This window comes from Amycolatopsis sp. NPDC051373, from assembly GCF_040689465.1.
Taxonomy (GTDB): domain Bacteria; phylum Actinomycetota; class Actinomycetes; order Mycobacteriales; family Pseudonocardiaceae; genus Amycolatopsis.
Genome location: NZ_JBFBAE010000005.1, coordinates 1 through 22521, shown reverse-complemented (window position 1 = coordinate 22521; position 22521 = coordinate 1). Strand labels below are relative to the sequence as shown.

The window sequence follows — 22521 nt, the reverse complement described above, 5'->3', positions numbered from 1 at the left end:
CCCGTCAGCCGTCCTCCCATGCCCTGCCCTTCTCGGCAGCGCGCGTGGGTCTCCTTCGACCCCGAAAGGGATCACCCAGCATGTCCGCCCTTCAGGCGCATGTCCGTGCCACCGCGCCCCGAGGCCGTGACGTCGAACGGATCGGCCCGTTCCTCGCGACCTTCTCCCGCACCACCGGCCACCCGATGCTCAACTACGCGATCCCCGATGACGGCGCCGGGCCGTCACCGGCGGAGATCACCGCGCTGACCGAGGCGTACGCGGGCCGCGGCCTGCAGCCCCGGCTGGAGTTCTTCACCGAAGCCGCGCCCGGCCTGGAGGACCTCCTCGTCGCGCAGGGGTACTCGCTCGAGCGGCGCATCCCGCTCATGACCTGCACCCCGGCCGACTTCGTGGACCACCCGGCACCCGCCGGGATCGTGCTCCGTGTTCCGGAGACGGACGCCGACCTGCGCAGCCTGCGTTCGGCGCAGAACGTGGCCTTCGGCGAGTCCCCGGAGGTGTCCGACGCCGAACTGGCGAGCACCCGCTCGTTCGGCGACCGCGCCGTGCGCGCCGAGGACACCGCGACGGGCGCGGTGATCGGCGGCGGGTTCGCGCTGGACATCGTGGACGGCGCGGCCGAGATCGCCGGCATCGCCGTCGCCGAGGCCTACCGCCGCCGGGGAATCGCCGCGGCGATCACGGCGCATCTCACGCGTCTGGTCCACGAGCGAGGTGGCCCCACGGCCTTCCTCACCCCGGGCGATCTGGGCATCGCCACGGTCTACCGCCGCGTCGGCTACCAGCCGGCCGGCGAGTGCGTGCACCTGTCGGTGAGCTAGTCGTCGAACCGGCCGCCGCGGCCGCGTTTCACGTCGCTGCGGCGCTTCTTCGCGGCCAGGCGGCGTTCCTTCGAACCCCGGGAGGGTTTGGTGGGACGCCGCTTGGCCGGCGGCGGCGCCGAAGCCTTGATCAGCAGGTCGGCGAGGCGTTCACGCGCGGCGTCGCGGTTCTGCAGCTGCGAACGCTGCTCGCTGGCCGCGATGGTGATCACGCCGTCGACCAGGCGACCCGCCAGCCGCGCCACGATCCGCTCGCGCAACGACTCCGGGATCACCGCCGACCGCGCGACGTCGAACGAGAGCTCCACGCGCGAGTCGGTGGTGTTCACGCCCTGCCCGCCCGGTCCGGACGACCGGGAGAAGCGCTCGCTCAACTCGGCCGCCGGAATCACGAACCGGGAGCCGACCACCACGTCCTCTGCTACTGATGCCACGCTGTCCAGTCTTCCAGCCGCGACAACCGCGTTTCTAGAACCTCGGGTGGTCGCCCGAGAGCACGGCGCGCGGGCCGTCGGGGTTGTCGGCCGGCTGCACGTCGCCGAGGATCCACGCCGGCACGTGGCGCGCGGTCAGCACGGCCAGCGCCCGGTCGACGTCCTCGGCCGACACGATCGCGACCATGCCGACGCCCATGTTGAACGTCTTCTCCAGCTCGGCGCGCTCGACCTTGCCGCGCTGCCCGATCAGGGCGAACACCGGCGCCGGCGTCCACGTGCCGCGCTCCAGCCGTGCGACGAGGCCCCGCGGCATCACGCGCGCGAGGTTGGCCTCGAGGCCGCCGCCGGTGATGTGCGCGAACGTGCGCACCTCGGTCTCGGCGGCCAGCGCCAGGCAGTCCTTGGCGTAGATCTTGGTCGGCTCCAGCAGCTCCTCGCCGAGCGTGCGGCCGAACTCCTCGACGTGCCCTTCGAGCGGCATGCGCGCGATGTCGAGCAGCACGTGGCGGGCCAGCGAGTAGCCGTTGGAGTGCAGGCCCGAGGAACCCATGGCCAGCACGACGTCACCCGGGCGCACCTTCTCGGGCGTGAGCAGCGCGGACGCCTCGACCACGCCGACGCCGGTGGCCGACACGTCGTAGTCGTGCTCGCCCATCAGGCCCGGGTGCTCGGCCGTCTCGCCGCCGAGCAGGGCGCAACCGGCCTGCACGCAGCCTTCGGCGATGCCGCCGACCAGCGCCGCGATCTTCTCCGGGATGACCTTGCCGACCGCGATGTAGTCCTGCAGGAACAGCGGCTCGGCGCCGGTCACGACCAGGTCGTCGACGACCATGGCCACCAGGTCGATGCCCACGGTGTCGTGCTTGTCCAGAGCCTGCGCGACCGCGATCTTGGTGCCCACGCCGTCGGTGGACGACGCGAGCACCGGCTCCTTCCACTTGTCGAGCTTGAGCGAGAACAGCCCCGCGAACCCGCCGACACCACCGCGCACCTCGGGGCGGGTGGCGCGCTCGGCGTGGGGCTTGAGCAGCTCGACGGCCTGGTCACCGGCTTCGATGCTGACACCGGCGGCTGCGTACGTGGCGCTCGTGGACTCGCTCACGGAAGCGGACTCCCTACTGGACAAATCTGACTAGGGACGCCGGACGGCGTCTTCGGCACCGTACCCGGCCGGGCTGACCGGAGTCGCTTTGCCATTGACCGAATCCATGCTTTCCAGCAGGTGCTTGCCGATCAACGCGTCGTCCGGCAGGTCGATGGGGTATTCGCCGGAGAAGCACGCGGTGCACAGGCGTGACTTCGGCTGCTCCGAGGCCGCGACCAGGCCGTCGAGCGAAATGTAGCCCAGCGAGTCGGCTCCGATCGAGCGGCGGATGCCGTCGAGGTCGACGCCGTTGGCCACGAGCTCGGCACGCGAGGCGAAGTCGATGCCGTAGAAGCACGGCCAGCGCACGGGCGGCGAAGCGATCCGCACGTGGACCTCGAGCGCGCCGGCCTCCCGCAGCATGCGCACGAGCGCGCGCTGCGTGTTGCCGCGGACGATCGAGTCGTCGACCACGACCAGGCGCTTGCCGCGGATCACGTCCCGCAGTGGGTTGAGCTTCAGCCGGATGCCCAGCTGGCGGATCGTCTGCGACGGCTGGATGAACGTGCGCCCGACGTAGGCGTTTTTCACCAGACCGGTGCCGTACGGGATACCCGAACCCTGCGCGTAGCCGATCGCGGCCGGCGTGCCGGACTCCGGCACGGGCATGACCAGGTCGGCGTCGGCCGGGTGCTCGCCGGCGAGCCGGCGGCCGATCTCCACGCGCGTGGCGTGCACGCTGCGGCCGGCGATCGTGGTGTCGGGGCGGGCGAGGTAGACGTACTCGAACACGCAGCCCTTGGGCTCCGGGTTCGCGAACCGCGACGAGCGCAGGCCTTCCGCGTCGATGGCGATGAGCTCACCCGGCTCGACCTCGCGCACGAACGACGCGCCGCAGATGTCCAGCGCGGCCGTCTCGCTCGCCACGACCCAGCCGCGCTCCAGGCGGCCGAGCACGAGCGGGTGCACGCCGTGGGGGTCGCGGGCGGCGTAGAGGGTGTTCTCGTCGGCGAAGACCAGGCAGAACGCGCCCTTCAGCGTCGGCAGCAGCTCCATGGCCGCGGCCTCGATGCCCTTGTCGGCCGCGTTGGCGGCGAGCAGGCCGCAGACGAGGTCGGAGTCGCTGGACGAGCCGGTGAGGCCCGCGTGCGGCTTGAGGCCGGCGGCCTTCGTGCGGTCGCGCAGCTCGGCGGTGTTGACGAGATTGCCGTTGTGTGCGAACGACAGGCCGCTGCCGGTGGCCGTGGTGCGGAAGATCGGCTGCGCGTTCTCCCAGATCGTGGCGCCGGTCGTGGAGTAGCGGCAGTGCCCGACAGCGATGTGGCCCTGCAGCGACTGCAGCACCTGCTCGTCGAACACCTGGCTGACCAGGCCGAGGTCCTTGAAGACCACGATCTGCGAGCCGTCGGAGACCGAGATGCCGGCCGCCTCCTGCCCGCGGTGCTGCAGCGCGTACAGGCCGTAGTAGGTCAGCTTCGCGACCTCTTCCCCGGGAGCCCAGACGCCGAAGACGCCACACTCCTCGCGGGGTTCCGGTTCGGGCTGGTCAGGACGGGCGGAGGGGTCGGAAACCACCGAGGTGCTCCCAAGAAGACGTGGGCGGGCCAAGTCCAAGTGTAAGGGGTGTTAAGCCGGGTCTGGCCGTGCGCGACGTGGTTCTCCCCACTTCACGGGCTTGTGACGACCGCTCCAGGGAGAGCAGTGCTCGCGTTGTGGATCCCGATTCTCGGCCCCGAACGTGAACCAGGCCCCGCACGACGTGGCTGTCCACATCGCACGGGGCCTGAAGATCAAGGGTGTCTCAGCGGGCCGCGAGCCACTTCGAGGTGCCACCGCGCCCGGGCACCCAGCACCCCTTGGCGGGGGCGAGCGCCTTGGTCTCCTCATCGGGGAGCGCGAGCACTTCGGTCAGCACCTCGGCGACTTCACCGCGGCGGCGCCACAGCCACTTCTCGGGCTCGAAGACGTTGTCCTCCGTCCCCGGCACCCGCGTGGCGACCGCGTCGTCCTCGGCGTTGAGCCGGACGACGTCCACCACGTTGTCGTGGACCCGCACGCCGACCACGGCTTCGAACTCGCCGTTCGCGTCCGTCTGGTGCACGAACTGGTACCCGCGGCCGATGAGCTCCTGGAGACCGGTTTCGACGGTCTCCAGCGCGTCAGCCGAGGACATCGTCGAATTCGCCGTCCTTCGCGCCGGCGAGGAACGCGGCCATCTCCGCACGGGTGTATACGAGCGCCGGACCGGTCGGGAAGCGGGAGTTGCGCATCGCGATCTCGCCGGATGCCAGCGGAGCGACCTCCACGCAGTTGCCCACAGCGCCGCTGTAGCTCGCCTTGCGCCACTGGGCGCCGGTCAGACGGTCGGCCGGAATGCCGTTCTCGAACCGCTCAGCCATGATCCCCACCTTCCGGGACGGTGAAAAGCTCAGGAATCTGCACGTGCATCTACCTGTGACTGGGACGCTAGCACGCGCTCATGCAGCGGTAAATGCACGTGCAGAAGTTTCTGCAAGTTTCTCACTGCGTGACGACAGACTTCAGTAGAAAGTCCCGGTCGGACGATTACATCACCACTCGAAGGGGTGAAAAATCACGCTGGGTCGCTGTTGACGCCAGGAAAGTGGCGCTGAGCGAAAGCTCGACCCACCGGCGACCTCAGCGGGTGAATAGCCGCGACGGCGTGTGAGCGCCGAAATTTCAGTGACCGCCGGTTCGACGCCCTGCGGGCGCCTCGACGCCCTGCAGAGTGACATGACGCGGCACCCTCGCGACGCGGCTGAGGACCCCTCAGCGGCTCAGGCAGACCACGAACTCGGCGAGACTCAGATCTCCGCGCGGCGCTTGGCCAACCGAGCCCGGCTGCGCTCCGGCGTCTCCGCGTCGACAGCCAGCAGGTCGAGCGCGCGGCCGTACTTTTCGATCTCGTCGCGCTTGTCGAGGTAGTGGGCGCCCGTGAGGTACTCGACGTAGGCGATGTTCGGCAGTTCCGACTCGGCGAAGCGCAGCAGCGTGAAGGCGTGCTCGGCCGACAGACCGCTACGGCAGTACGGGAGGACCTGCACCGACACGTGCGGCAGCGTGGTGACCTCGAGCAGGTACTCGAGCTGCTGCTTGAACACCTTCGGCCCGCCGATCGGCCGGTAGAGCACCGACTCGTCGAGGACCGCCCACAGGCGGGGCGCGTCGGGCCTGGCCAGCAACTTCTGGCGGCGCATGCGCAGGGCCACGAGCTGGTCGACCTTCTCGTCGGCCATCTCGGGGCGGCCGTGGCTGAAGATCGCACGCGCGTAGGGCTCGATCTGCAGCAGGCCGGAGACGAACAGCGGTTCCCAGATCTGGATGCGCGACGCGGCTTCTTCCAGACCGACGAGGTCGGTGAACCAGCCGGGCACGGTATCGCCGAACTTGCGCCACCAGCCGGCCTCGTTCGACTGCGTGACCATGTCGAGGAAAGCGCGACGCTCTTCGTCGTCCGCGACGCCGTACATGGTGAGCAGGTCGGCGACGTCGCGTTCCTTGAAACCGACGCGGCCGAGCTCGAGGCGGGAGATCTTGGACTCGGAACCACGGATGTTGTAGCCCGCTTGCTGACGCGTGATCCCGGCTTCCTCACGCAGCTTGCGCAGCTGCGAGCCGAGGATCATCCGGCGCGCAGTCGGGCCGAGACTCTGCTCGCCACCGGACGCGTTCACCGCGTTCATGACCGGGACCTTCCGTACGCCGCTCGTTTACCTGGGGGATTCCAGCCCGACTACCCAAAGTACACGTACAGAGCCAACCCGTATAGCACGGCTCGGCACGCGTCGGGTTTGTCGTCACGATTCTACGGAGAGTCGGCCCCCGACGACACAGTCAGGTGAGTAATCACCGGTCAAGACCCCCAGGTGGTCAGAGCCGGACCACGGGGAGCCAGTGTGAAAGGTCGGCCCGCGAGCCCGAGGCCGTCACGCGCGCCGCGTCGAGGGCGCTGGGCCAATCGAGAAGGCCCGTCGCCAGCTCGAGCCACGTGCGGGGGTCGGTTTCGATCACGTTCGGTGGCGTTCCCCGGGTGTGGCGGGGACCCTCGACGCACTGCACGGCGGCGAACGGCGGCACGCGCACTTCGACGCTGCGCCCGGGCGCGTCGGCGGCGAGCGCCTTGAGGCTCAGCCGCACCGCGGCCGCCAGCTCGGGCCGCGCCGGATCCGGCCCGTCACCTCGCAACCAGCCCGAAACGGCCAGCACCGCCGCCCGTAACTCAGCGGGATCGACCGAACGCGAAGAGGCCATGGCCCAACAGTAGAGTGACGTCGGACGAACATTCAGCACCCGGCACCGAGGGACGGCGATGGCGCAGCGGGACGAGGCAGATCGGATGGTTTCCCCGACCACCCCCGCGGCGCGCCGCGGCAAACCGGAGGGAAAGCCCGCCACCGCCGGGCGGCACGGCCGGCGCGGACCGCAGGGCAAACCCGAAATCACCCCCGAGATGCGGGCCAACGCGCGCGCCAACCCCAACAGCTGGCTCTACGTCATCGACGAGGCCTTCGACCCGGGCGGCCCGGTGCCGTCGTGGGCCGTCGTGGGCGCGTACCCGGTGAACGCCTCGGGCGACGTCGTCGAGGACTTCCACCCCAACGACCGCTACCGGCCCTCGCCGAAGGCGCTCGGCTACCCCGAGCCCGGCACGGAGCTGGAGCGGCTGCTGCAGCTCGTGCGCACCGAGCACCGCCCGGCCGAAGATCTGCCGAAGGTCATCCTCGACTCGACGCTGTTCGTCTACGCCATGTCCCCTGTGCAGCGCACGGTCATCGGCTTCCACAACACCGACGGCCGCGTGATGGTCCCCGCCTACACCGCCAAGTCGCTCGTGCCGCGCGAGTGGCCGCACGCACGCGCCGTGCTGGGACGCGACATCGTCAGCCTGCTCGGCGGGCACCCCGTGGCCATCAACCCGCACGACGGCATCACCGCCGTCGTGCCGGCCGAGCACCTGCTGAAGGCGCTGGCCGAAGAACGGCGCTGAGCTCCACTCCGGCTGAGACGTTTCGAAATAGCCCGCTGTCCCGAGTGGACTGCGGGCTATTTCGTACCCACGACCCGTCACCCTCACGGATCTCGACCCCACCCCGACCTGCGGTCCTCACTCCATCAGGTGATCACCGAGTCGCCGGAACGGCGGCTTGCGGGCATCGTTTGCCTTCGTTGGAGTACACGCGTCCGGTTGGGAGCCCAGGGTGAAGCGTCGTAATCCGCTGCTGCGCCGGAGTGCCACCGTGTGGGGCGCCGCGGTCGTTTCCGGGCTCGCGCTGTGCACCCCGGCCACAGCCGCGCCGAGCTACGAAGGCGCCGACGACCACTACGCCGGCTCGCAGATCGAGAAGTACGAGGGCGTCGCCGGCGCGCCGAACGTGGAATACACCGCGAGCGACCAGGTCCTCGGTCACGACGTGAGCGGCCACCAGGGCGCGGTGGACTGGACCGCCGCCGCGAAGGCCGGCGCGAAGTTCGTCTACGTGAAGGCCACCGAGGGCACGGGGTTCGTCAACCCGCAGTTCGCCCAGCAGTACAACGGTTCGTACCAAGCCGGGATCATCCGCGGTTCGTACCACTTCGCGCGCCCGGACGTGTCCGACGGCACGACGCAGGCCAACTACTTCCTCGCCCACGGCGGCGGCTGGTCCGCGGACGGCAAAACGCTGCCGGGCGCGCTCGACGCGGAGTACAACCCCTACGGCGAGACCTGTTACGGCAAGGACCCCGCCGGCATGGTCGCGTGGATCCGGTCCTTCTCGGACACTTACCGTGCACGAACCGGGCGCCTGCCCACGATCTACACGTCCACGAGCTGGTGGAAACGCTGCACCGGCAACAGCCCGGCGCTCGGCGCGAATCCACTGTGGCTCGCGCGCTACAACACGCAGATCGGCGAGCTGCCGGCCGGCTGGCACAGTCAGGCGATCTGGCAGTTCGCGGACAAGGGTTCGCTGCCGGGAGACCAGAACTGGCTCAACGGTCCCCTCACCAACCTCCGCGATCTGGCAATCGGGTGAACATTCGTTACTACGCTGGGAATTAGTAGTCATCAACCGATGAAAATCACCCAGGCGAACTTTTAACTTCACGGATCTTGATGACAAACCGAGGGACGTCATCAAGAATCTCCCCCGGGCGGCTACCTGCAATAGCCGCCCTCAGCGAGGGTATCTGTGAAGGGATTCAACGATGTCCACTTCCCGAAGAGGACGGCGGGCGACCCTGCTCGCCGTCCTGGCCATCCCCACCGTGGCGCTCCTGCTCGGCTCCACGGCCCAGGCGATTGCCGTTCCCTACAACCCGGACCAATCGGCCAGTGAGATCACTGCGATAAACGCCGACATCCAGGCGCACAACCACGAACTGGGGTCCCAAATCCGCCGAGTGGAGGGCGATTCCTCAACACCGGCGTCCAAAGTCAAAGCCGAGCAGCCGCAGCCCGCGGCCGCCATCCCGAACCAGGTCCTGGCCACCGTGCCGGGCATGGACGTCGCCAGCTACCAGGGCAACGTCAACTGGGCGAGCTGGTGGAACCAGGGCAAACGGTTCGTCTGGACCAAGGCGACGGAAAGCACGAGCTACACCAACCCGTATTTCACTCAGCAGTACAACGGTTCGTACAACCAGGGCTTCATCCGCGGTGCGTACCACTTCGCCACCCCGAACACCTCCAGCGGAGCGGCGCAGGCGAACTACTTCGTCGCCCACGGCGGCGGGTGGTCCAAGGACGGCAAGACCCTGCCGGGCGCGCTCGACATGGAGTACAACCCGTACGGCGCGACGTGTTACGGCCTGAGCCAGGCCTCGATGGGCGCGTGGATCCGCGACTTCCACGACACCTACCACGCCAAGACCGGCCGCTGGCCCGTCATCTACACCTCGGCGAGCTGGTGGAACCAGTGCGTGGGCACATCGCAGAACTTCTCGTCCACGGTGCCGCTCTGGGTCGCGCGGTACGCGTCGTCGGCCGGCGCACTGCCGAACGGCTGGGGTTACTACACCGTCTGGCAGTACACCTCGAGCCCGCTCGACCAGGACACTTTCAACGGTGCCCTCGACCGGGTCCAGGCTCTGGCCAACGGCTGATCCGCTCCTGGGTGACAGCTGATTCACCGCTGATTCCCGGCTGAGGCTCCCGGCCGCCCCTGCCTGCGGGGCGGCCGGGAGCTTCGTTCTCGTCACGTCTTTTGTGCAGTGGCTCCCGACCTTGCAGAATGCACCTCACGTGGGGAGGAACCACCGGCGCTCGCCGGTCGTCAGACCACGGCGCGAATCGGTGCACCAGGAAGGGCGGAACCGGAGATGACCTACCCACCGCAGCCAGGGCAAGGCGGCCAGCCGGACCCCTACGGCCAGGGCTGGCAGCAGCCCGGCACGGGCGGGGTTCCTCAGCAGCCGGGGTGGGATCCGAACGCGCAGCAGCCTGGCCAGCAGCCCGGGTGGGACCCCAACGCGCAGCAGGGCGGCCAGCAGCAGGGCTGGGACCCGAGCACGCAGCAGCAGTACCCCGGGCAGCAGCCGTACGGCCGGCCGTACCAGCAGCAGTACCCGGGCACCCAGCAGTATCCGCAGCAGGGCTGGGACCCGAACCAGCCGTACGGCGGCGGGTACGGCGGTGGTCCCCAGCCGCCGAGGAACAACAAGACCGGGCTGTGGATCGGCATCGCCGTGGCCGTGGTGGTCGTGGTGGCGCTGGGCATCACCGGATTCGTCGCGCCCGGCTTCTTCCTGAGCAAGGACTCGGGCTCCACGGCGCAGACGCAGAACCCGGTGCCGCCGCCCGCGCAGTCGTCGCGGCCGCAGCTGCCCACCGGCGAACCGTCGGAGCCGGGCCTGCCGACCGACGAGAGCGACCTCCCCGGTACCGGTGGTGGCGGCAACGCGCCGGCCGAGGGCAAGCAGGCCGTGGACGCGTTCGTCGCGAAGATCAACGCCAAGGACGGCGCGGGCGCCACCGCGATGACGTGCCAGGGCAGCGAAGCGTTCTCCAAGGACAGCATCGACGAGGCCACCACCGGCACCCCGCAGCTCAAGGTCGAGAGCTACGACGGCACCGCGACCGTCACGGCCAACCTCGACGGCAGCCTGTCCGGAAAGGACGCCAACGGCTCGGTGATCGCCACCAGCGTCGGCGGCAACTGGTGCATCGGCTTCTTCTTCGTCATCGCCTTCTGATCGGTGCGGTCCCCACTGCTCTGGACGTTCGTCGCGTCCGTGCTGCTGCTGTGCGGGGTCGGGGGCTGGCTGCTCACCGACCCCGCTACCAGCCGCAGCGATGCCCTGAAAACGGCCGGCCTGGCCGGCGGCGCCGTCGTGGCGCTCTACGCGCTGTGGCTCAACGACCGGCGCCGCCGCGTCGAAGAGGCGCGCCAGGAGATCGAGCGGCAGCGCCACGACCTGGAGATGCGCCGGGCCGAACAGGACCGTGAGCGCGTGTCCGACGAGCGGTTCGCCAAGTCGGTGGAGCTGCTCGGGCACGAGGCCGACCAGGTGCGCGTCGGTGCGTTGCACGCGTTGGCGGGTTTGGCGCGCAGCCGGCCGACGTACACGCAGACCGTGCTCGACGTGCTGTGCGCCTACCTGCGGCGGCCGTTCAAGCACGCACGGTACGAGAATCCCGAGCACGGCGACGGACCCGAAGTCGAGCGAGAGCTCCAGGTCCGCCTGACCGCGCAGCGGCTCGTCGCCGAGCTGCTGCCGTGGGCGTCCGAAGTGGACGCTGCGAGCTACGACCTCGACCTCACCGGTGCGGTGCTGGAGTACCTCGATCTGTCCCGCCGCAAGATCGGCCGGCTGCTGCTGCGCTACGCGTCGCTGCACAGCAGCACGAACCTCAGCGGCTGCTTGATCACGGACCGGGCGTACTTCACCGCCGCCGGCACCGGCGACGGCCGCCTGATCGGCAACTTCCGCTGTCGCGGCGCGAAGTTCCTGGACTACGCGTGGTTCAGCGGCACGGTGTTCACCGAGAACGCCGACTTCACGGAGACGACGTTTGCCGGGCGCACCGCGTTCAAGGACGCCGTGTTCACCAAGGACGCCCTCTTCACCGACGTTACGTTCGACGACTCACTGGACCTGCGGCGGGCTTCGTTCGGCGGCCACGCCGACCTGCGCTTCGCGCGCGTGCCCGAGCACCTGGCGCTCTACAACACGAAGGTGACGTCCACAAAGGACAACCAGATCCCCGACGGCTGGCTGCTCGAACCACTCGACGACGGCGTCGCGCGGCTCACCGTGCCGGCGGGCTGACCGCCTCGATCGCCGCGTCGAGCAGGTCCCCCAACGGCTGCTTGCCCGCCACGCGCGTCCACTCGTAGCCCGCGACGTCCAAACAGGACAGTGCGGCCGAGCCCAGCGCATGGGCCGCGAACTCGTCGCCACCCAGCCGCTTGGCCAGCACCGGCGCGAGCACTTCCTGCCACTGCAAGTGCTTGCGCAGCAACGCCGTGCGCAGCGCGGGCGTCTCGGCCAGGATCGTCGCGCGAGGCAGCCCCGCGGCCTCCAGCGACTCCACGCACACCTGCAGCGCCGCGCGCAACGCCGCCCACGGCGCCTCATCGGCGGGCCGCGCTTCGAGAGCCGCGGCCAGCTCGTGCCCGAGCTCCATCAGGTTGCCGACGACCATGTCCTCCTTGCCGGCGAAGTACCGGAAGACGGTGCGCGTCGAAACCCCCACGGCGGCCGCGATCTGGTCCACGGTCGTGCCCTCGAAGCCCTGCTCGGTGAACAGATCCATCGCATTCGCGGCGATCTCCGCGGTGACCGCCCTGCGCGTGACCTCGCGCAACCCTTCACCGACCATGCGGCCGAGTCTAGCCGAGACAAATCTGTCAGTCACTGACAAGCGGGACAGGGCTCAAGCAAAGGGCCGCTCCCCGGTGTCCGGGAAGCGGCCCTCTCCGCGATCAAGAACTTCAGTCGAACAACGCCGGCAGCGTCTTCTCCCAGGTCTCGCGCAGCTCATCGAGCGAGAACTCCGTGATGTCCTGCAGCTCGAGCGCGCGCGAGTCCGGGTCGACGACGCCGGTCTTGCGCCACGGCAGCCCGCGCGCGGTGCACATCTCCGTGAACCGCAGCTCCTCCGTGCGCGGCACCGCCACGAGCACGCGGCCCGAGGACTCGGAGAACAGCTGCACGAACGGGTCCTGGTCGCGGTCGAGGAACACCCGCGCGCCGCACTGTCCGATGAGGACAGTCTCGACGAGGGCCTGCGCCAGGCCACCGTCGGCGAGGTCGTGGGCGGCGGAGATCATGCCGTCGCGCGAACCGGCCACGAGGATCTCGCCCAGGAGCTTCTCGCGGGCCAGGTCCACGCGCGGGGGCACGCCGCCGAGGTGGCCGTGGAGCTCGCGGGCCCAGGCGGAGCCGTCGAGCTCGTCATGGGTGTCGCCGAGCAGCAGCAGCGTCTCGCCGGCTTCCGCGCCGATGCCGGTGGGGATGCGGCGGGTGACGTCGTCGATCACGCCGAGCACGGCGATCACCGGCGTCGGCAGGATGGCCGTGTCGCCGGTCTGGTTGAAGAAGCTCACGTTGCCGCCGGTGACCGGGATGCCCAGCTCGACGCACGCGTCGGCCAGACCGTGCACGGCCTGCTCGAACTGCCACATCACAGCCGGATCGGTCGGAGCGCCGAAGTTCAGGCAGTCTGACACCGCGACCGGTGTCGCACCGCCGGTGGCGACGTTGCGGTACGCCTCGGCGAGCGCGAGCTGCGCGCCGCGGTACGGGTCGAGGTAGACGAACTTCGCGTTGCAGTCGGTGGACACCGACACGCCGCGGCCGCTCTCCTCGTCGATGCGGATCATGCCGGAGTCCGACGGCTGCGCGAGCACGGAGTTGCCGCGCACGTAGCGGTCGTACTGCGCCGTGACCCATTCCTTCGACGCCTGGTTCGGCGACGCGATGAGCTTGAGCAGGTCGGCCCGCAGCTCTTCGGGGGTCGACGGGCGCTTGAGCGAAGCCGACGTGTCGGCGATCAGTTCGTCCTGGCTCGCCGGGCGCTGGATCGGGCGGTCGTAGACCGGGCCCTGGTGCGCGACGGTGTGGGCCGGGACGTCGACCACGACCTCGTCGTGCCAGGTGATCACGAGGTTGTCGCCGTCGGTGACCTCACCGATGTCGGTGGCGATCACGTCCCACTTGGCGCACACGGCCATGAACGCCTCGACGTTCTCCGGCGAGACGACCGCGCACATGCGTTCCTGCGATTCGCTCGAGAGCACCTCCGCCGGCGTCATGCCGGTGGCGCGCAGGGGGACGCGGTCGAGGTAGACGTGCATGCCGCCGTCACCCGCGGCCGCGAGCTCCGACGTCGCGCAGGACAGCCCGGCGCCGCCGAGGTCCTGGATGCCGACGACGAGCTTCTCCTTGAACAGGTCGAGACAGCACTCGATGAGCACCTTCTCGGTGAACGGGTCGCCGACCTGCACGCTCGGCAGCTTGCGGCGGCCGGCCGCGGTCTCGTCGCCGGAGAACGTGTCGCTCGCCAGCACGGACACGCCGCCGATGCCGTCGAGGCCGGTGCGCGCGCCGAACAGGATGATCTTGTTGCCCGTGCCGGAAGCGAACGCGAGGTGCAGGTCCTCGACGCGCATGGCGCCGACACACAGGGCGTTGACCAGCGGGTTGCCACTGTAGGACGGGTCGAACACCAGCTCGCCGCCGATGTTCGGCAGGCCGAGGCAGTTGCCGTAACCGCCGACGCCGGCGACCACCCCGGGCAGCACGCGCTTGGTGTCGGGGGCGTCGGCCGGGCCGAAGCGCAGCGCGTCGGCCACCGCGAGCGGGCGCGCGCCCATGGCCATGATGTCGCGCACGATGCCGCCGACACCCGTCGCGGCGCCCTGGTAAGGCTCCACATAGGACGGGTGGTTGTGGCTTTCGACCTTGAAGGTGACCGCCCAGCCGTCGCCGATGTCGACCACGCCGGCGTTCTCGCCGATGCCCGCGAGCATCTTGGCCTTCATCTCGTCGGTGGCCGTCTCGCCGAAGTAGCGCAGATGCTTCTTCGAGGACTTGTACGAGCAGTGCTCGCTCCACATGACCGAGTACATCGCCAGCTCGGCGTCGGTGGGACGGCGGCCGAGGATCTCGCGGATGCGCGCGTACTCGTCTTCGGCCAGGCCGAGTTCGATGTACGGCTGCGTGGTGTCGGGGGTCTCCGCGGCCCGCGCGGTGGTGTCAGTATTCATGACAGAGCTGCTGGTCACAGTGTTTGATCCAGGGTCCGTGTCAGGGTTCGCCACACCTTCAAGACTACGTGTCGGCCGGGTCACACCCTCAGTGGCATCCCTCGGCCATCCGCCGTTCGCCAGAAGATAAATCAGTCGCGCAGGCCCAGTTGACCGGCTTACCGTCGACAATCGTGCTCTCCGCCACATATCCCTTCGCCTCACCACGGCTGCCCGCACGGCCGACGGCCGGCCGCTACCTGCTCGCGGTGCTGCGTTCGCGCCCGTGGCTGGTGGTGACGGCCGCGTTCACGGGCGCCTTCTGGTCGCTGCCCAGCGCGCTGCTGCCGCTGGTGATCGGCCGCGGCATCGACGCGATCGCGGCGGGCGACACCGGCGCGATCTGGCGCTGGGCGCTGGTGGCGGCCGGGCTGGGCGTGTTCCAGGCGGGCTTCGGCACGTGGCTGCACTTCACGTCGTACGGCATGTGGCTCCACGGCGCGAGCACCACGCAGCGCTTGGTCACCACGCACACCACGCGCCTGGGCGCGACCCTGCGCGAGGCGACGACGACCGGCAACGTCGTGGCGGTGACTTCGTCGGACATCAACTGGATCGGCAACACCTACGAGGTGATCGGCCGGACCGTGGGTTCCGTGGTGGCGTTCGTGGTGATCGGTATCGCGATGCTGGGCTCGTCGCCGCTGCTGGGCGTCGTCGCGCTGGTCGGCGTGCCGCTGGCCGTGCTCGGGATCGGGCCGCTGCTCAAGCCGTTGCAGAAGCGCAAGACGGTGCAGCGCGAGAACCTCAGCGACGTCAACGCACTAGGCGCCGACATCGTGTCCGGCCTGCGGATCCTGCGTGGGGTCGGTGGCGAGCGGCGGTTCCTGAAGCGGTTCCACGACGCGAGCCAGCTGGTGCGCCGCTCGGGCGTGGAGGTCGGGCGCGCGGAGGCGTGGCTGGCCGCGGCGGCGATCGTGCTGCCGGGCCTGGTCACCGTGGCGATCACGTGGCTGGGCGCGCGGCTCGCGCTCGACGGCACGATCGGCGTGGGCGAGCTGGTGGCGTTCTACGGGGTCTCGGCGTTCCTGGTCGTGCCCGTGGACACGGCGACGGAGGCCGTGAGCGCGGTCAGCTCCGGGCTCGTGTCGGCACGCAAGATCTGCGCCCTGCTGTCGCTGCGGCCTCGGCTGGCCGAGCCGGCGTCGCCGGTGCCGCTGGCCGCCGGGCCGCTCGATTTGGTGGACACCGAGACCGGCATCTGCCTCGCGGCGGGCAAGCTCACCGTCGTCGATCTCGGGGCCGACGCGGAGACGCTGGCCGACCGCCTGGCGCGATTCACGGACGCGGCCGAGCCCGTGCTGGTCGGCGGCGTGCCCGTGGACCAGGTCGCGTTGGCGGAGCTGCGGGCGCGGGTGGTGTACGCGCACAACCAGGACCTGTGGTTCTCGGGCGTGCTGCGCGAACAGCTGAGTTCCGCGCTGCCGAGTGACGTGAGCGTGGAAGCGGCTCTGTACGCGGCCGACGCCGACGACATCATCGAGGCGCTGCCCCGGGGTGTCGACGAGCTGATCGGCGAGCGGGGGCGCGAGGTGTCGGGCGGCCAGCGGCAACGGCTGAGCCTGGCGCGGGCGCTCGCGACGGACGCCGACGTGCTGCTGCTCGACGAGCCGACCTCGGCCGTCGACGCGCACACGGAGGCCAGGATCACCCAGCGCGTCGCGGACCTGCGGCGCGGGAAGACGACCGTGGTGTTCAGTCAGAGTCCACTGTGGACTCACGTGGCGGACGAGGTCGTGAGCGGAAAAGCGGTGACGGTGTGAAACGGCTCCCCCTCGCGTCGGGTCGCGACGTGCGGCGCTGGGCGGCGCGCACGGCCGCCGAGCACCGGCGCGAGTTCTCGGTGATGCTCGGGCTGTTCTGCCTCGCGACGCTGATCGGGCTGGCCGGGCCGCAGCTGCTCGGCCTGCTCGTGCAGGGCGTCGTCGACGGCGGCAGCACGGTGCGCGTCGACCTGCTGGCCACGGGTTTCGTGGTGGCGCTGCTGCTGCAGGCCTGGGCGAAGAAGGCCGCGCGCCTGCGTGGCCGGATGTTCGGCGAGCGAGTGCTGGCGCAGACGCGCGAACGGTTCGTGGCCAACTCGCTGAGCCTGCCGCTCGGCACGGTCGAGGCCGCCGGCACCGGCGACCTGCTCAGCCGCGCGACGAGCGACATCAGCCGCCTCGACCATGCCGTGCGCTTCGCGGCGCCGGAGATCCTGATCGCGGTGGTGACGGTGCTGCTGACCACGGTCGCGATGATCATCACGTCGCCGCTGCTGGCGCTGGCCCTGCTCGTGGCGCTACCGCTGCTGGTGCCCGTGAACATCTGGTACCAGCGCCGGATCCCCAAGCTGATGGCCTGGATGCTTGACCGCTGGGGTGACCTGCAGTCGGCCACGCACGAGACCGTGGAGGGCGCGCGGACGACCGAGGCCCTGAGCCTCACCGACCGCCGCATCCGCCTCGGCCGTGACGCCCTGGACGAGGCCGTGCTCGGCGAACGCCGGATGCGCGCGCTGCAGCTGCGGTGGCTGCCTTCGCTGGAGATCAGCTACGTGCTGCCGATCGCCGCGTTGCTGGGCCTCGGGTTCTTCGCGTACTCGCAGGGCTGGGCCCAGCTCGGCACGATCACCACGATGCTGGCCTACGCGCAGGCCATGACGGCGCCGTTGAACGAGGCGCTGTTCTGGATGGAGGACCTGCAGGTGGCGCTGGCCGCGGCGCGCCGGATCCTGGGTGTGCAGCCCGCTCCGGCGCGTTCTGAGGTGACCACGGTGCCGGCCGGGCGCGACATCGAGGTGCGCGACGTCCACTTCGGGTACACGGCCGATCGCGAGGTGCTGCACGGGATCGACTTGTCGGTGCCGCGGGGCGAGCGGTTGGCGATCGTCGGACCTTCGGGCGCCGGCAAGTCGACGCTGGGCCGGCTGCTCGCGGGCATCTCGGCGCCGACGTCCGGCTCGATCCGCGTTGGTGGCACGGAGGTTTCTTCGCTGGCGGAGGATTTGCTGCGCGGCGAGGTGCTGCTGCTGACACAGGAGCACCACACGTTCTCGGGTTCGCTGCGGGAAAACCTGTCGCTGCCGGCACGCCGTGATGGCGGGGATTGGACGGACACGGAACTCCTGGCCGCGTTGACGTCCGCAGGTGCGGCAGACTGGTACGCCTCCCTGCCGGACGGCTTGGACACGCGGCTGGGCTCCGGCGCATACGCGGTCCCGGCGGCGTTGGCTCAGCAGCTGGCTCTGGCGCGGGTCGTCCTGGCGGACCCGCACACGCTGGTGCTGGACGAGGCGACTTCGTTGCTGGACACGGGTTCCGCGCGTGAGCTGGAGCGTTCGCTGAACGCCGTGCTGGAGGGCCGCACCGTGATCGCCATCGCCCACCGCCTCCACACGGCCGCCGCGGCCGACCGCGTCGCCGTGGTCGAGGGCGGTCGGATCACGGAGCTGGGCTCGCACTCGGAACTGCTGGCGGCCGACGGCCCGTACGCACGACTGGTGGCTGCGGCGACGTAGCCGGGCGCGTCGCCGGGTCACCGCAACCGAGGATGCTCACGGTTTTGTCGGCCCTCGTCGATACACTGGCAGTGGCAGAGAGGGCACTGACAGTGAGCAACGCTCGTTCTCGTGGTAATCGGACTCTTTTCGTTGTCGTAGGCGCGTTCCTGGCCGTCGTCGTGGTGGCGGCCGTGGTCGTGCCCATCGTGATCGTCGGTCGCAGTTCTCCCGCGCCCGCGGTCTCGCCGGGCGCACCGCCGGCCGCCCAACCGGCCGCGGCCGGGCCCTGGTGCGTCGGCACGCAGCAGGTTCCCCAGTACAACCTGGGAATCGACTCATGGGTGGTCGGCGAGTCGCTGGTCGTCGTCAACGATCAGAACGCCGTGGCGTATGCCCTCGCAGACGGCACCCAGCGGTGGCAGGCGGCGCCTCCGTCAGAGCACTTCTGCGGCGCGGGCAGCGTCGTGGCCGACAACCACATCGCCGTCGGCTTCGGCGACCTGTGCTCGAGCGCGGCGCTGCTCGACGCCGGCACGGGCAACCTGCTGTGGCAGAGACCGCTGCCGATCACCTCGTCCGCGAGCCCGTCGGAGGCGACGCTCGACGAGTACGCCGCCCTCGAGATCATGGACACCACGATCGTCTTCGCCCACGAGGGCGGCTTCCTCAACGGTGCCCAAGCGCAAGAAGAGGCGATCGCCCGCAGCTCGGCGCTCTATGCGTGCCTGCTCGAAGCGCGGGAGTTCTACGAGTACCACCGCGCGAACAGCGACCTCTGCTACGGCGACCGCGTCATCCACTCGCCGGGCGTGCCGGTGTTCCGCGGCGACCACGGTGCCCTGCTGCCCGAGGCGACCACCGTCGCGTTCCTGACCGCGGCCGCCCCCAACCTGGGCGCGATCAAGCGCAACCAGCCGGAGCACGAAGCCTCCGTGCCGGCCGTCCCGAAACGGCGGGCCGAGCGCGTCGTGGAGATCGCCGCGAGCCACGGGCACCGCAAGCTCGTGCTGGGTGCGTGGGGTTGCGGGATGTTCGAGAACGATCCGGCGGTGGTGGCGAGCGCGTTCCGGAAGGCTCTCGACGCCCGGCCGCACTTCGAGCACGTCACCTTCGCCGTGCTGGACCGGCGTGCGGGCGAACCGGCCTACGCCGCGTTCGCCCGCACGTTCGGCCGGTGAATCAGGCCTTCGCGAACGCGTCGACCGCGCTCAGGAACATGCCGAGCCCGTCGTCCGACGGTCCGGTCAGCGCGTCGATCGCGTGTTCCGGGTGGGGCATGAGGCCGACGACGCGGCCGTTTTCGCTGCGGACGCCCGCGATGTCATTGCGGGAGCCGTTGGGGTTGCCGTCCACGTAGCGGAACGCGACGCGGCCCTCACCCTCCAGCATGTCCAAAGTGGACTGGTCGGCCATGTAGCAGCCGTCGTTGTTCTTGAGCGGGATGAGGATTTCCGCGCCCTTGTCGTAGCGGCTGGTCCACGCCGTGGTGTTGTCGTCGACGCGCAGCCACTGGTCGCGGCACACGAAGTGCAGGCCGACGTTGCGGATCATCGCGCCGGGCAGCAGGCCGGCTTCGCAGAGGATCTGGAAGCCGTTGCAGATGCCGAGGACCGGCATGCCCTTGCGGGCGGCGTCGATGACCGACGTCATCACCGGCGCGAAGCGGGCGATCACGCCGGCGCGCAGGTAATCGCCGTAGGAGAAGCCGCCGGGGACGACCACGCCGTCGACGCCGCGCAGGTCGGCGTCGGCGTGCCACAGGGGCACGGCCTCGGCGTCGGCGTAGCGAACCGCGCGGGCGGCGTCGCCGTCGTCGAGCGTGCCCGGGAAGGTGATGACGCCGATGCGCGCGCTCACGCGTCCACCCGGCGGATGGTCCACTGCTCGATCACGGGGTTCGCGAGGAAACCCTCGGCGATCTTGGCAAGCGTCTCGTCGTCGACGGTGTCGTCGACTTCGAGCTCGAAGTGCTTGCCCTGGCGCACTTCCGTGACGCCGGTGAAGCCCAGACGCGGCAGCGCGCGGGCCACCGCCTGGCCCTGCGGGTCGAGGATTTCGGGCTTCGGCATGACGTCGACGACGACTCGGGCCACGGCAGGCTGCTCCTTATTCACGCAGGTCGTGGGGTACGGGCCGAGCGTACTTGACCCGTGGCGCCCGGCGCCCGTCCGGTGCCGCGCACAGAAGCGCAGGTCACAACTGGCCCGCGCCGCGCGGGGAGAGGATGCTGCTCACGGGGCCTTTCCCCGGCCCGCGTGCTGGGCCATGATGAGTCGTTGACAGCACGCCAACATGAGCAGCTGGAGGCATCGTGGCCGGTCAGGACTCGTTCGACTACGTCATCGTCGGCGCGGGCAGCGCGGGCTGTGTGCTGGCGGCCCGGCTGAGCGAGGACCCGGCCGCTCGGGTGCTGCTGCTCGAGGCCGGCGGCGAGGACACCGCCGACGAGATCCACATCCCGGCCGCGTTCGCGTCGCTGTTCAAGACGCGCTGGGACTGGAACTACGAGACCGTCGAGCAAAAGCACACCGGCAAGCCGGCCTACTGGCCACGCGGCAAGATGCTCGGCGGCAGCTCGTCGATCAACGCCATGATCTACATCCGCGGCAACCGCGCCGACTACGACGGCTGGCGCGATTCCCACGGCGCCACCGGCTGGGGCTGGGACGACGTGCTGCCGTACTTCAAGCGCGCCGAGGGCAACCAGCGCCTCGGCGGAGCGCTGCACGGCACCGACGGCCCGCTGCAGGTCGAAGACCGCCGCTTCACCCACGAGCTCTCGAGCGCGTGGGTCGACAGCGCCGTGGCCTGGGGTTTGAAGCGCACCGACGACTTCAACGGCGAGACCCAGGAAGGCGCCGGCGTCTACCAGGTCACCTGCAAGCGCGGGCGACGCTGGTCCACCGCCGACGCGTACCTGCGGCCCGCGTTGACCCGGCCGAACCTGACTGTCCACACCCACGCGCAGGCCACGCGGGTCGTGTTCGAGGGCACGCGCGCGGTGGGCGTGACCTACCTGCACAAGGGCGTCGAGGTCACGGCACGCGCCGACGCGGAGGTGCTGCTGTCGGGGGGCGCGGTGAACTCGCCGCAGCTGCTGATGCTGTCCGGCATCGGGCCGGCGGAGCACCTGCGTGAGCTGGGGATCGACGTCGTCGCCGGGCTGGCGGGCGTCGGTTCGAACCTGCACGACCACCCGGCGGCCGGGATCATCTGGTCGACCAAGGGCACCACCGACCTCGTCGACGCGGCCACGCCGGCGGGCCTCGTCCGCTGGCAGCTGACGCGGCGCGGGCCGCTCGCGTCGAACATCGGCGAGGCCGGGGCGTTCTTCCCGACCCGCGACGGTCTCGCCGCTCCCGACATGCAAATCCACGTCGCGCCAACGTTGTTCTACGACAACGGTTTCCGCGAGCCCACCGTCCCGGGCTTCACCTCGGCGGCGACCTTGGTCGACGTCGCCAGCCGCGGCCGATTGCGGCTGAAGTCGGCGAATCCCCTGTGGAAGCCGGAAATCGACCCGGCTTACTACGCGGAACCGATCGACCTGGACATCATGAAGACGGCGCTGCGGTCACTGATCGACATCGGCAAGTCGGGGCCGCTCGCACGGTTCCTGGACAAGCCCTTCCTGCCCACGACCCACGACCTCTCCGACGACGCCCTCACCGACCACATCCGCGAGAACACCCAGACGCTCTACCACCCGGTGGGCACATGCGCGATGGGCTCGGACGAGCGCGCGGTGGTCGACCCTTCGCTGAAGGTGCGCGGGGTGGAAGGCCTGCGCGTCGTCGACGCCTCGGTGATGCCGGTGGTGCCGCGCGGCAACACGAACGCTCCGACGATCATGGTGGCGGAGAAAGCTGCCGACTTGATTCGAGGTCGGTCGGCTTAGGTCGGACCCCGGTTTAGGTCGGACCCAAGGAGCTGTCCCCAGTTTGCGCGCAGCTAGGTCGGACCTAGGCAGTTGTCCACGATTGGGTCGGACCTCGCCTCACCGGTTGCCCCCAGCCTGGTCCGACCTCGCCAGTTATCCCCGGCCGGGTCCGCCCTCGCCGGTTATCCCCGGCCGGGTCTACCTCGCCAGCGACCCCAGTTAGGTCGGACCTAGCCAGTGGTCCCGATTGGGTCAAACCTAACCAGTTGTCCCCTGGTGGGTCAGACCTGACGAGACCACCCACAGGTAGGTCCGTCCCAACCAGCCAAACCTAGGTCGAACCCAGCCGCCTACCCACAGTCTGGGTCGGACCCACCCGCTTATCCACACCTGGGGTCAGCCCATGGACTTCTCCCCAATTGAGTCGATCCCTGGCGCCTAGCCACACGGTTGGGTTCGACCTAAGTACTGATGCGCCCCGGGTCTGGTGCAGGTCTCGTTGTCTGTCACCGAGCCCGGGCAGGCTCGAAGGGTTGATCGTAGCGTGACGCTTGGTGGCCGGCT

At 69.9% G+C, this 22521-nt stretch carries 21 protein-coding genes; 10 read left to right on the top strand and 11 right to left on the bottom strand.

Annotated elements, in window-relative coordinates:
* Positions 1-80: 80 nt before the first annotated feature.
* A complete protein-coding gene (locus AB0383_RS10610; protein ID WP_366186563.1) occupies positions 81-824 on the top strand; it encodes a GNAT family N-acetyltransferase in 744 nt (247 codons plus the stop codon).
* Here the strand turns inward: AB0383_RS10610 and arfB are convergent.
* From arfB to AB0383_RS10575, 7 genes are all read right to left on the bottom strand, one after another.
* Positions 821-1237, bottom strand: coding sequence for an alternative ribosome rescue aminoacyl-tRNA hydrolase ArfB (gene arfB / locus AB0383_RS10605; protein WP_364170721.1), 417 nt, complete (start codon positions 1235-1237; stop codon positions 821-823). The two genes, AB0383_RS10610 and arfB, sit on opposite strands and share 4 nt — an antisense overlap.
* 55 nt (positions 1238-1292) lie before the next feature.
* A complete protein-coding gene (gene purM, locus AB0383_RS10600) occupies positions 1293-2363 on the bottom strand; it encodes a phosphoribosylformylglycinamidine cyclo-ligase (protein ID WP_364169941.1) in 1071 nt (356 codons plus the stop codon).
* 30 nt (positions 2364-2393) lie between these two features.
* Positions 2394-3920: an amidophosphoribosyltransferase gene (gene purF, locus AB0383_RS10595; protein WP_364169938.1), complete on the bottom strand. Its 1527-nt coding sequence runs from the start codon at positions 3918-3920 to the stop codon at positions 2394-2396.
* 226 nt (positions 3921-4146) lie between these two features.
* Positions 4147-4518 carry a hypothetical protein gene (locus tag AB0383_RS10590; RefSeq protein ID WP_354864993.1) on the bottom strand — a complete coding sequence of 124 codons (372 nt, stop codon included), beginning with the start codon at positions 4516-4518 and terminating at the stop codon, positions 4147-4149.
* A complete protein-coding gene (locus AB0383_RS10585; RefSeq protein WP_220245081.1) occupies positions 4505-4744 on the bottom strand; it encodes a DUF397 domain-containing protein in 240 nt (79 codons plus the stop codon). The genes AB0383_RS10590 and AB0383_RS10585 overlap by 14 nt, the downstream gene beginning before the upstream one ends.
* Before the next feature lie 426 nt (positions 4745-5170).
* Positions 5171-6049 carry a helix-turn-helix transcriptional regulator gene (locus AB0383_RS10580; RefSeq protein ID WP_364169935.1) on the bottom strand — a complete coding sequence of 293 codons (879 nt, stop codon included), beginning with the start codon at positions 6047-6049 and terminating at the stop codon, positions 5171-5173.
* 187 nt (positions 6050-6236) lie between these two features.
* On the bottom strand, positions 6237-6617 hold the full coding sequence (locus AB0383_RS10575) for a sterol carrier family protein (RefSeq protein ID WP_220245083.1): 381 nt from the start codon (positions 6615-6617) through the stop codon (positions 6237-6239).
* A 58-nt stretch (positions 6618-6675) separates the two neighbouring features.
* Here AB0383_RS10575 and AB0383_RS10570 point away from each other — a divergent pair, with 58 nt between their 5' ends.
* The 5 genes from AB0383_RS10570 (at position 6676) to AB0383_RS10550 (ending at position 11615) form a co-directional block, all read left to right on the top strand.
* Complete coding sequence (locus tag AB0383_RS10570; protein WP_364169933.1) at positions 6676-7353, top strand: type VII secretion system-associated protein; 678 nt, start codon at positions 6676-6678, stop codon at positions 7351-7353.
* Positions 7354-7564: 211 nt separating this feature from the next.
* Positions 7565-8380 carry a lysozyme gene (locus AB0383_RS10565; protein ID WP_366186558.1) on the top strand — a complete coding sequence of 272 codons (816 nt, stop codon included), beginning with the start codon at positions 7565-7567 and terminating at the stop codon, positions 8378-8380.
* A gap of 172 nt (positions 8381-8552) precedes the next feature.
* On the top strand, positions 8553-9449 hold the full coding sequence (locus AB0383_RS10560) for a lysozyme (protein ID WP_364169928.1): 897 nt from the start codon (positions 8553-8555) through the stop codon (positions 9447-9449).
* 216 nt (positions 9450-9665) lie between these two features.
* The gene (locus AB0383_RS10555) at positions 9666-10538 is read left to right on the top strand and encodes a hypothetical protein (RefSeq protein WP_366186556.1); all 873 of its coding nucleotides are present in this window, start codon (positions 9666-9668) and stop codon (positions 10536-10538) included.
* Positions 10539-10541: 3 nt separating this feature from the next.
* Positions 10542-11615 carry a pentapeptide repeat-containing protein gene (locus AB0383_RS10550; RefSeq protein ID WP_364169922.1) on the top strand — a complete coding sequence of 358 codons (1074 nt, stop codon included), beginning with the start codon at positions 10542-10544 and terminating at the stop codon, positions 11613-11615.
* Here AB0383_RS10550 and AB0383_RS10545 read toward each other — a convergent pair.
* A complete protein-coding gene (locus AB0383_RS10545) occupies positions 11596-12168 on the bottom strand; it encodes a TetR family transcriptional regulator (protein ID WP_364169919.1) in 573 nt (190 codons plus the stop codon). The genes AB0383_RS10550 and AB0383_RS10545 overlap by 20 nt on opposite strands.
* Before the next feature lie 112 nt (positions 12169-12280).
* Positions 12281-14557, bottom strand: coding sequence for a phosphoribosylformylglycinamidine synthase subunit PurL (purL, locus tag AB0383_RS10540; RefSeq protein WP_364169916.1), 2277 nt, complete (start codon positions 14555-14557; stop codon positions 12281-12283).
* 173 nt (positions 14558-14730) lie between these two features.
* On the opposite strand from purL, the gene AB0383_RS10535 reads away from it, so the two are divergent.
* From AB0383_RS10535 to AB0383_RS10525, 3 genes are all read left to right on the top strand, one after another.
* Entirely contained in the window at positions 14731-16359 is a 1629-nt protein-coding gene (locus AB0383_RS10535) for an ABC transporter ATP-binding protein (RefSeq protein WP_364169913.1), read from the top strand.
* Complete coding sequence (locus tag AB0383_RS10530; protein ID WP_364169910.1) at positions 16356-18095, top strand: ABC transporter ATP-binding protein; 1740 nt, start codon at positions 16356-16358, stop codon at positions 18093-18095. Before AB0383_RS10535 ends, AB0383_RS10530 begins: the two co-directional genes overlap by 4 nt.
* Positions 18096-18268: 173 nt before the next feature.
* Positions 18269-19255 carry a TIGR02452 family protein gene (locus AB0383_RS10525; RefSeq protein ID WP_364169907.1) on the top strand — a complete coding sequence of 329 codons (987 nt, stop codon included), beginning with the start codon at positions 18269-18271 and terminating at the stop codon, positions 19253-19255.
* A 1-nt stretch (position 19256) separates the two neighbouring features.
* Here the strand turns inward: AB0383_RS10525 and purQ are convergent, their stop codons facing one another.
* Both purQ and purS read right to left on the bottom strand, forming a co-directional pair.
* Complete coding sequence (purQ, locus tag AB0383_RS10520; RefSeq protein ID WP_364169905.1) at positions 19257-19934, bottom strand: phosphoribosylformylglycinamidine synthase subunit PurQ; 678 nt, start codon at positions 19932-19934, stop codon at positions 19257-19259.
* Positions 19931-20170 (bottom strand): phosphoribosylformylglycinamidine synthase subunit PurS, encoded by a 240-nt coding sequence (gene purS, locus AB0383_RS10515; RefSeq protein WP_204092648.1) that lies wholly within the window; start codon positions 20168-20170, stop codon positions 19931-19933. The genes purQ and purS overlap by 4 nt, the downstream gene beginning before the upstream one ends.
* A gap of 218 nt (positions 20171-20388) precedes the next feature.
* On the opposite strand from purS, the gene AB0383_RS10510 reads away from it, so the two are divergent.
* The gene (locus tag AB0383_RS10510; RefSeq protein ID WP_366186551.1) at positions 20389-21975 is read left to right on the top strand and encodes a GMC family oxidoreductase N-terminal domain-containing protein; all 1587 of its coding nucleotides are present in this window, start codon (positions 20389-20391) and stop codon (positions 21973-21975) included.
* The last annotated feature ends 546 nt before the right edge of the window (positions 21976-22521 follow it).

Bases quoted from the DNA above. Each gene is read 5' to 3' on its own strand.
- AB0383_RS10610 (WP_366186563.1), top strand. From the start codon at position 81: ATGTCCGCCCTTCAGGCGCATGTCCGTGCCACCGCGCCCCGAGGCCGT.
- AB0383_RS10590 (WP_354864993.1), bottom strand. From the start codon at position 4,518: ATGTCCTCGGCTGACGCGCTGGAGACCGTCGAAACCGGTCTCCAGGAG.
- AB0383_RS10585 (WP_220245081.1), bottom strand. From the start codon at position 4,744: ATGGCTGAGCGGTTCGAGAACGGCATTCCGGCCGACCGTCTGACCGGC.
- AB0383_RS10580 (WP_364169935.1), bottom strand. From the start codon at position 6,049: ATGAACGCGGTGAACGCGTCCGGTGGCGAGCAGAGTCTCGGCCCGACT.
- AB0383_RS10575 (WP_220245083.1), bottom strand. From the start codon at position 6,617: ATGGCCTCTTCGCGTTCGGTCGATCCCGCTGAGTTACGGGCGGCGGTG.
- AB0383_RS10570 (WP_364169933.1), top strand. From the start codon at position 6,676: ATGGCGCAGCGGGACGAGGCAGATCGGATGGTTTCCCCGACCACCCCC.
- AB0383_RS10560 (WP_364169928.1), top strand. From the start codon at position 8,553: ATGTCCACTTCCCGAAGAGGACGGCGGGCGACCCTGCTCGCCGTCCTG.
- AB0383_RS10555 (WP_366186556.1), top strand. From the start codon at position 9,666: ATGACCTACCCACCGCAGCCAGGGCAAGGCGGCCAGCCGGACCCCTAC.
- AB0383_RS10545 (WP_364169919.1), bottom strand. From the start codon at position 12,168: ATGGTCGGTGAAGGGTTGCGCGAGGTCACGCGCAGGGCGGTCACCGCG.
- purL (WP_364169916.1), bottom strand. From the start codon at position 14,557: ATGAATACTGACACCACCGCGCGGGCCGCGGAGACCCCCGACACCACG.